This is a genomic window from Flavobacterium sp., from assembly GCF_049240005.1.
Lineage (GTDB): Bacteria > Bacteroidota > Bacteroidia > Flavobacteriales > Flavobacteriaceae > Flavobacterium.
Map to the genome: position 1 here is coordinate 69,895 of NZ_JBMLTK010000129.1, position 9,260 is coordinate 79,154.

Genomic DNA, 9,260 nt, shown 5'->3' on the forward strand with positions numbered 1-9,260 from the left:
ATGACCGAACTCTACGCCTTGGAGCGCGCTGCCGCAGAAAAAAACGAAAATTCTCGATTAATTTTTCTGATTCACGGTTACGGAAGTAATGAAGAAGATTTATTTGGCTTCGCCCCCGAATTACCTGCCAACGACCATATTATCTCGCTTCGTGCGCCTTACGATTTGTATTACGGAAGTTTTGCTTGGTATGCTATAAATTTTGATGCCAATGAAAATAAGTTTAGCGACTTAGTGCAAGCGGCGCAGTCTCGCGACTTACTAAAAGAAACAATCGAACGCTATCAAGCTGCTCGTGACTTTTCGACAGACCGAACGGTGGTAATTGGTTTTAGCCAAGGAGCGATTTTATCGTATGCCCTAGCGCTGTCATATCCTGAAACAGTATCCAATATTGCTGCGTTGAGTGGCTATTTGAATACGGAAATCTTTTTAGAAACGAAAGAGAACAGTTTCGAAAAAACACGAATTTTTGCTTCGCACGGAATTGTAGATCAAGTCATTCCTATTGATTGGGCTCGAAAAGCTCCCGAAAAATTAACTGCACTCGGAATTCGTCACGAATTTCACGAATATGCCGCCGGACATGGCGTTGCGCCTCAAAATTTCTTTGACCTTTTAGATTGGTTGAAAAAAGTTTAAGAAAATGAATTCCATCAAAACAATTTTGCTTGCTAACACATTTGATAAGATTGTCGCATTAGCTTTAAAATTTACGGTTTTTCCGTAACGCAATGTTCGTTTTTTTAGCGAGCTTCGCCCTAACGGGAAGGGGAATAACGGGTTTATCCCTACGAAAACCCAAACAATAAATTTTACGGAAAAACCGCATATTTCATCAAATTTTGAAATTTTAACATTTCAACTCTTTTGTGCACGTTTCACAAAATAAAAAAGCGGACATTCCGTATCAGAATATCCGCTTTTTTTAGTTGAATATGGACGCTTATTTGCTGTAAAGAAGCGATTCAGCTGTTTCGAAATCGACGGTACCATCATCGTTAATGAAGTATTTAATAATGGCTTCGCCCCAAAGATCGGTATTGTTAAAGTCGACAATAATCCAGCGGTGGTTCAAAACTTTTACCTTATTGATTAGGAACTTTTTTCCGTCGATTGGCTCGTAACCGGTGTACGGATTTCCTGTTGGCTTGTCGTTGTATGAAATCAGCTGCTCTTTAACGAACGGAATTAATTTTTCCGGAGCGATAAAACTACCATCGGGTTTTTCGAAATAGTTTTGTGCATTCTGGTTGTTTTCCAATGCGAAATAATTGGAATCAGCCGAAGCATCTTCTAATTTCTTGATTTTCTCTGAAGATCGCTTTTCCACCTTCGTTAATTGATCCTGATTAAACTTTACCTGTTTTGATAAAAAAACGTAGGTAAACACATTGAATAATACCGATAAAATAAAGAGATACAAGAAGATAGATTTTTTCATAAAATTTCAATTTCGAGGTTGTCGTATGCTAATTCTATAGTTTTAGGAAGTGTTTTTGACACACTTTCGTGGAATCCCAAATGGTGACTGATATGCGTAAAATAGGTTTTCTTGGGTTGTATTTGTTCAATAAGGGCAAGTGCTTCACCCACGTTTAAATGGGTGGGATGTGGCTCTTGTCGAAGCGCATTGATAATTAGTACATCCAAATTCTTAAGCTGTTCTAGCGCTTCTGCAGAAAGTGTTTTCACATCGGTCATGTACGCTACTTTTCCAAATCGGAAGCCTAAAATGGGCAGATTTCCGTGTTTTGCTTCGATCGGAAGTATGTCGATATCCCCAACTTTAAAAGCTCTGCCCGCTTCGATGATGTGTACCTGAACCTCGGGCGCACCGGGATAGCGGTTTTCTTCATCAAAAATATAGGCAAAACGCGAACGTAAATTTTGATTTACTGCCTCAGAAACGTAAATAGGCAATGCGCCTTTCGACAGCGAAAACGGGCGAATATCGTCGAGACCGGCGGTATGATCGGCGTGTTCGTGAGTAAATAAAATGGCGTCGAGCTTAGCGGTTTGCGATCGCAACATTTGTTGACGAAAGTCTGGACCGCAATCGATTACCAAAGTAGTTGTTGCCGATTTAACACGAATGGAAACACGTAGGCGCTTGTCTCGAAAATCTTCACTTAAACAAACAGGATGCGTGCTTCCAATAACTGGAATACCTTGTGAAGTTCCTGTTCCTAAAAAATAGACGTCTAATTTCGGATTCATCGACGGCAAAGTTATTAATCTGTTTCCGTTTTGGCACGAAATATGTGCAATTGTTATTGCTAATTAAATGCTAACTTTCGGGCAAAATAGCAGGAATCACGAAGCTTTTATTATAATTTTGTGCTAAATCGCAACAGCAATGGACACCGGAATAAAGTTAAAAGGAGACAAGGTCATTGAACAAGTACCTTCGATAAAAGATAAGGCGCTACGCATTAACTTAAACGAAAACATCTACGGAACTTTTGCAGAAATCGGTGCCGGCCAAGAAACAGTGCGTCACTTCTTTAGATCGGGCGGCTCTTCTGGAACGATTGCTAAGGCGATGTCGGCGTACGACAAAGACTTTTCAGATGCGATTTACGGTGTTGAAGCCGACGGTCGTTATGTGACCGAATCGCGTTTAAAGAAAATGTTGAATCACGAAGTTGATTTGATTGAACGCCGTTTGAGTCGCGAAAAACATCCAAATAAAATCTTCTTCAGTTACGCAAATACGGTTGCAACCATCGATTTTGCGAAGCAATATAAAGGACACGGTTGGGTTGGTATTCGGTTCCAGATTGAACCCGACGAAGATTACAATGAAATCATCATTCACATTCGTTTTAAGGAAACCGATGCGCGCTTGCAGCAAGAAACTTTAGGAATCCTAGGTGTGAACTTGATTTACGGTGCATTCTACAAGTACAACGATCCGAAAAGATTACTTCGCTATCTGTACGATCATTTGGATAAAGATCAGTTGGAAATTGATACGATAAACTTCAGCGGACCGCGTTTTGCGAATGTAGATAACCGTTTAATGAGTTTGCAGTTGGTGAAAAACGGCATGACCGATGCGGTGATGTTCGGACCCGATGGAAACAACATTTTGCCGGCAGCAATTCTTTACAAAAAAAATATTCTCGCTTTACGCGGAAGTTTCCGACCCGTAACGGTAGTAAACATGGATATGTACAAAAAGTCGTATCAAATGTTTATTCAGGAGAATAAAGTTGATGAGAAAAATACGTTGGTAGTTTTCGAAATCACTTTATCGAATTTACGTTCCGACGGCGAAATCGACGAACGCGACTTTATGGATCGTGCTGAATTGCTTTGCTCGCTCGGACAAACGGTAATGATTTCGAACTTCCAAGAATACTACAAGGTTGTTGAATATTTCAGCAACTACACCAAAGCACGTATGGGATTGGCATTGGGTGTAAACAACTTGATTGATATTTTCGACGAGAAATACTACCGCCATTTGAGTGGAGGAATTTTGGAAGCTTTCGGAAAATTGTTTTATCGCGATTTGAAAGTGTTTCTTTATCCGATGTTGGGCGAAGATGGAGAAATCATCAATTCGGAGAATTTGAAAGTGCATCCACGCATGAAAGAATTGTATAAATTCTTTAAATTCAATGGAAAAGTGGTTGATATCGACGATTTCGATCCACAGAATTTACAGGTGTTTTCACGCGAAGTACTAAAAATGATTGGCCAAGGGAAACCAGGCTGGGAACCGATGTTGCCACCAGGTATTGCCGAGCTCATTAAAAAGCACCGTTTATTTGGTTACGATCCGAATAAAGTGTTGGTTTCGTAGTGAACTCCAGTTTAACCTGCGATTTTTCACGATTTGAAATGATCAAAAGTCGAGATTGAACTGAAAGCAGACAGAAATGAGACATAAAAAACCCGATTCAAAAAATGAATCGGGTTTTTATTTGAAACACAGCTAACTATTTAAGAATCTGCGCCGCGTGCGCTTTTGTTTTTACGTCGGAGATCACATCTTCAATAAGGCCCTGCTCGTCGATTAGGAACGTGGTTCTATGAATTCCGTCGTAGGTTTTTCCCATAAATTTCTTTGGTCCCCAAACGCCAAACGCCTGAATAACAGCTTTATCTTCATCGGCGATAAGTGGAAACGGCAGGTGGTACTTGTCTTTGAACTTGGCTTGTGCTTTCGCAGAATCGGCACTAACGCCTAACAATTCGTAGCCACGTGCTTGCAGGTGTTCGAAGTTGTCGCGCAAATCGCAGGCTTCGGCGGTGCAGCCCGGTGTATCGGCTTTTGGATAGAAGAAAACCACGAGTTTTTTTCCTAGGTAATCGGCGGCTTTGTGTACGTTGCCGTCTTGATCTTTACCTTCAAATTGGGGCACTTTATCGCCTTTTGTTAATGTAGTCATTCGGATTAATTTTGTTAATTTGATGAATTGATCTTGTGAACGATTTTTGGTTTAGGAGGCCCGGCCTTGATGGACGCGAAAACCCCGCACATTTTACCGCTATGAAGCCGGCGTAAAACACAGCGACCTAAGAAGCTCGTGTTTTTGCCTGGGCTGAATTGCGGGAAAATGGAGGAGTTGCAGCAAACAGCAAGAAAAGCCGCCAAAAACCTGTCTAAAATTATTGAAATGAATAAATCTGAACGCGTTTCATTCGTTATAAATACGTTAAAAGAATTGTATCCGGAGATTCCGATACCGCTCGACCACACGGATGCGTACACCTTGCTGATTGCGGTTTTGCTGTCGGCGCAGTGTACCGATGTTCGTGTGAACCAGGTGACGCCAATTTTGTTTGCCGAAGCCTCGACGCCGGAAGCGATGATACGTCTGGGACAGGACCGCATTAAGGAAATTATTCGTCCGTGCGGATTGAGTCCGATGAAATCGGCTGGTATTTTCGGCTTGTCGCAGATTTTACTAGAGAAATACAATGGCGAAGTTCCGCAGAGTTTTGAAGCTCTGGAAGCGTTACCGGCAGTTGGACACAAAACGGCCAGCGTGGTGATGTCGCAAGCCTTTGGCGTTCCGGCTTTTCCGGTGGATACGCACATTCATCGACTTATGTATCGTTGGGGATTTTCAAACGGCAAAAGTGTCGTACAAACCGAACGCGACGCTAAACGATTGTTTCCTAAAGAAATTTGGAACGATTTACATCTTCAGATTATTTGGTACGGCAGAGAATACTCGCCGGCACGTGGCTGGGATTTGGAGCGCGACATCATTACCAAAACTATTGGTCGGAAAACGGTAATTTCGGACTATTACAAGTCGAAAAAGACGTAATATACCGTGAATGCAATTCGATTTTGAAAAGCATTTTCATAAAAAAATCCGGACTAAACCGGATTTTCTCATTTTTTAGTTTGCTATGATTTCTAGCTGCACATTTCCTACTTTTTTCATAGTCAGTGCTTTGGAATAATTGAGCAGAAACCGTACCGTCTCAGGTTTCGGATGCATGGGTTTCACAGTAATTTTTTTTTGCGCGTAGATTTTTGCCATAATTGTGTGTTTGTCTGTTTAAAACAGAACGCCACAAATACGGCAATATTGTCTAATTCGTCAAAATAATTTGATGTTTTTCGATGAGCTTTCGCAAATTCATTAGCGCGTAACGCATGCGACCGAGCGCTGTGTTAATGCTAACACCCGTGTTATCGGCAATTTCTTTGAAACTGAGGTCTTGGTACATCCGCATCATGAGCACTTCGCGCTGATCGGCAGGCAGTTCGAGGATGAGTTTCCGCAAGTCGCCTTCGATTTGCTCGGTAATGATTTGGTTTTCGATGTTTAGATCGGCTTCTTTTATAGTATTGAACACCGAATATTCATCGGTATCGCGTACCATTGGCATTTTTTTATTTCTGCGGAAGTGATCTACAATGAGGTTATGAGCAATACGCATGACCCAAGGTAAGAACTTCCCTTCTTCGTTGTACGAATCGGATTTTAGCGTCTTAATGACTTTGATAAACGTATCTTGAAAGATATCGTCGGACACGTCTCTGTCGTTAACTTTCGAGTAAATGAAACCGTACAGTTTTGATTGGTGTCTGTTAATAAGGATTTCGAGTGCCGATTCGTCGCCAGCAACGTAATTCCGAATCAAAAGGGCGTCGGGGAGTTGAACAGTAGCCATAACATACTTCTTTTAAAACGTGAGCAATTTTTAAAACTAAAAGTATTGTTATTGTATAGGCGTCTGTTATTTTGATGTTAATTATGAACCAAATGTAAACACATTTCGAAATGAAATGCAAAAAATATCTTGATTTTTAACATTTGCAAACAATTTTAACGTAATTCAACCAAAACTGTAACCAAATATGTAATTAAAACCCGAATATCTTACATATTTTAAGATGCTAAATTTTATATCAAGTTGCGTCTGTTATCAATTGTTTAGTAGAATAAGCCTTCTGCCTTTCATATCTTTGCGTAAAATTAGCTTTTATGCACGCCGACATTGCCGAATTAGACTCCAAGCACAACATTATCATCAAAGGTGCTCAAATGCACAACCTTAAAGATTTAAGTGTTGGTATTCCGCGAAACAAACTTGTAGTTATCACCGGATTATCTGGAAGCGGAAAATCGAGTTTGGCGTTTGATACGCTTTACGCGGAAGGACAACGGCGCTATGTAGAGAGCTTGTCGTCGTATGCGCGTCAGTTTCTTGGTCGACTCGACAAGCCAAAAGTCGAATACATCAAAGGTATTGCTCCGGCGATTGCCATTGAACAAAAGGTAAATACCACCAACGCCCGATCGACGGTTGGAACCAGCACCGAGATTTACGATTACATAAAACTATTATTTGCTCGAATTGGCAAAACGTATTCGCCTATTTCGGGTGAAGAAGTGACTAAAGATACTGTAACTTCGGTGATTGAACGCGTAAAAACGTTCGAGAATGGGAGTCGATGGTTGTTGTTATCGCCACTTTTTATCGAGAAAGGTCGCACGGTCGAGCAAAAACTTTCGGTATTGCTGCAACAGGGATTTGCCCGTATGCTTGCCGATGGGAAATTGCTCCGTATCGACGAGGTTTTAGAAACGAAAACCAAATTTGAAGTAGGCTTTTTGGTTGTTGACCGAATTGTAATCAACAAAGAAAACGAGGATGATGAAGATTTCTTGAATCGTTTAGCCGACGCCATTCAAACGGCGTTTTATGAAGGAAAAGGAAAATGTACATTGGCATCGGCAGATGGTGACGAACGCTATGTGTTTAGCAATAGTTTCGATCGCGACGGCATGACGTTTTTAGAACCTAATGTGCATTTATTTAGCTTTAATAATCCGTTTGGTGCTTGTCCGAAATGTGAAGGTTTTGGCAGTGTGATTGGAATCGACGAAGATTTGGTGATTCCGAATTCATCTTTATCCATATACGAAAATGCCGTGTACGCTTGGCGTGGCGAAAGTATGAGTTGGTACCGCGATCAGTTGGTAAATAATGCCTACAAGTTCAATTTTCCGATTCACCGTCCTTACGCGCAACTCAGCGACGGCGAGAAAGAACTGCTTTGGAAAGGCAATAAGTACTTTGTAGGTTTAAACGATTTCTTCAAGGAATTGGAAGAAAAGAACTACAAAATTCAAAATAGGGTGATGTTGGCGCGTTACCGCGGAAAAACCAAATGCCCCGATTGCAAAGGAACGCGACTCCGCAAAGAAGCAGCGTATGTGAAGATTAACGGAAAATCGATTTCCGACTTGGTAAACGTTTCGATTAAGGATTTGATTCCCTTTTTTGATGGTTTGCAATTGAGTGCGTTCGATGCCAAAGTTGCCGAACGTTTGTTGATTGAAATTAAGAGTCGACTTCGATTTTTATCGGATGTTGGTTTGAGTTATTTGAATTTGAATCGCAATTCGGCTTCGTTATCGGGTGGCGAATCGCAGCGTATCAATTTGGCGACGTCTTTGGGAAGTTCGTTGGTAGGTTCGATGTATATTCTAGACGAACCAAGTATTGGTTTGCATCCGAAGGATACCGAGCGATTAATTAAAGTTCTGTTGCATTTACGCGATTTGGGAAATACCGTGATTGTAGTAGAGCACGACGAGGACATCATGAAAATGGCCGATGTTATTATAGACATCGGACCCGAAGCAGGTTCTTTGGGAGGAACGTTGGTTGCCCAGGGAACGTTCAACGAAATTTTGAAATCGAATTCGCTAACTGCGCGTTATCTAAATGGCGATTTAGAAATTGAAGTACCGAAAAAACGTCGAAAATGGTCGGCGTATATCGATATTTTAGGAGCGAGAGAAAACAACTTGAAGAATGTTGATGTGCGTTTTCCGCTGGAAGTACTTACCGTAATTACGGGCGTTTCCGGTAGTGGAAAGAGTACTTTAGTGAAGAAAATTCTGTATCCAGCGATGCAGAAGAAATTGGAAGGTATTGGTGAAAAAGCGGGTAAATTTGGCGAATTGCAAGGACATTACCACAAAATCCAGCATATCGAGTACGTAGATCAGAATCCGATTGGAAGAAGTTCACGCTCGAATCCGGTAACGTATATAAAAGCCTACGACGAAATTCGCGATTTGTATGCGAAGGAAAAATTGTCGAAGATTCGCGGCTATCAATCCAAGCATTTTTCGTTTAACGTTGACGGTGGTCGTTGCGAAACTTGCAAAGGCGAAGGCAGCATCGAAGTAGAAATGGTTTTCATGGCCGATGTTTCGTTGCCTTGCGACGCTTGTAAAGGAAAACGCTTCAAAAACGATATTTTAGAAGTGAAGTTTGCCGAAAAGAACATCGACGATATTTTAACAATGACTATCGACGAGGCTGTGCAGTTTTTCGACGAAAATAAGCAACCTAAAATCGTGCAGCGTTTGCAGCCGTTACAAGATGTTGGTTTGGGTTACGTACAGTTGGGACAATCATCGTCGACTTTATCTGGAGGTGAAGCGCAACGTATTAAATTGGCCTCATTTTTAGTGAAAGGAAGTACGAAGGAAAAGGCGTTGTTTATTTTCGATGAGCCAACAACGGGTTTACATTTCCACGACATTAAAAAGCTGCTGAAATCGTTCGACGCGCTAATCGATAAAGGACATTCGATCATTGTTATCGAGCACAATTTAGATTTGATAAAATGCGCCGATTGGGTGATAGATTTAGGTACGGAAGGCGGCGATAACGGCGGAGAATTATTGGCTATCGGTACGCCAGAAGAGGTTGTGAAGAACAAGAAATCGATTACTGCGAAGTATTTGAAGGAGAAGTTGTAG

9 protein-coding genes are annotated in these 9,260 nt (G+C 41.3%); 4 read left to right on the forward strand and 5 right to left on the reverse strand.

Going from position 1 to position 9,260, the window contains the following annotated elements:
• Window positions 1-642 (forward strand): alpha/beta hydrolase, encoded by a 642-nt coding sequence (locus ACOVQQ_RS13240; protein ID WP_421818610.1) that lies wholly within the window; start codon window positions 1-3, stop codon window positions 640-642.
• Window positions 643-946: 304 nt separating this feature from the next.
• Here the strand turns inward: ACOVQQ_RS13240 and ACOVQQ_RS13245 are convergent, their stop codons facing one another.
• Both ACOVQQ_RS13245 and ACOVQQ_RS13250 read right to left on the reverse strand, forming a co-directional pair.
• Window positions 947-1,444: a hypothetical protein gene (locus ACOVQQ_RS13245; RefSeq protein WP_094486377.1), complete on the reverse strand. Its 498-nt coding sequence runs from the start codon at window positions 1,442-1,444 to the stop codon at window positions 947-949.
• Window positions 1,441-2,220: an MBL fold metallo-hydrolase gene (locus tag ACOVQQ_RS13250; RefSeq protein WP_421818611.1), complete on the reverse strand. Its 780-nt coding sequence runs from the start codon at window positions 2,218-2,220 to the stop codon at window positions 1,441-1,443. Before ACOVQQ_RS13250 ends, ACOVQQ_RS13245 begins: the two co-directional genes overlap by 4 nt.
• A gap of 139 nt (window positions 2,221-2,359) precedes the next feature.
• Here ACOVQQ_RS13250 and ACOVQQ_RS13255 point away from each other — a divergent pair, with 139 nt between their 5' ends.
• Window positions 2,360-3,814, forward strand: a complete 1,455-nt coding sequence (locus ACOVQQ_RS13255; RefSeq protein WP_421818612.1) for a TonB-dependent receptor — start codon at window positions 2,360-2,362, stop codon at window positions 3,812-3,814.
• Between the two features lie 136 nt (window positions 3,815-3,950).
• Here ACOVQQ_RS13255 and bcp read toward each other — a convergent pair whose 3' ends face one another.
• Window positions 3,951-4,403: a thioredoxin-dependent thiol peroxidase gene (bcp, locus tag ACOVQQ_RS13260; RefSeq protein WP_094486380.1), complete on the reverse strand. Its 453-nt coding sequence runs from the start codon at window positions 4,401-4,403 to the stop codon at window positions 3,951-3,953.
• Window positions 4,404-4,631: 228 nt separating this feature from the next.
• Between bcp and ACOVQQ_RS13265 the strand changes: the two genes are divergently transcribed.
• Complete coding sequence (locus ACOVQQ_RS13265) at window positions 4,632-5,291, forward strand: endonuclease III domain-containing protein (protein ID WP_298146112.1); 660 nt, start codon at window positions 4,632-4,634, stop codon at window positions 5,289-5,291.
• A 75-nt stretch (window positions 5,292-5,366) separates the two neighbouring features.
• Here the strand turns inward: ACOVQQ_RS13265 and ACOVQQ_RS13270 are convergent, their stop codons facing one another.
• Window positions 5,367-5,510 (reverse strand): hypothetical protein, encoded by a 144-nt coding sequence (locus tag ACOVQQ_RS13270; protein ID WP_165764475.1) that lies wholly within the window; start codon window positions 5,508-5,510, stop codon window positions 5,367-5,369.
• Between the two features lie 52 nt (window positions 5,511-5,562).
• Window positions 5,563-6,147 (reverse strand): RNA polymerase sigma factor, encoded by a 585-nt coding sequence (locus ACOVQQ_RS13275; RefSeq protein WP_298146105.1) that lies wholly within the window; start codon window positions 6,145-6,147, stop codon window positions 5,563-5,565.
• 314 nt (window positions 6,148-6,461) lie between these two features.
• On the opposite strand from ACOVQQ_RS13275, the gene uvrA reads away from it, so the two are divergent.
• Window positions 6,462-9,260 carry an excinuclease ABC subunit UvrA gene (gene uvrA, locus ACOVQQ_RS13280; RefSeq protein WP_421818613.1) on the forward strand — a complete coding sequence of 933 codons (2,799 nt, stop codon included), beginning with the start codon at window positions 6,462-6,464 and terminating at the stop codon, window positions 9,258-9,260.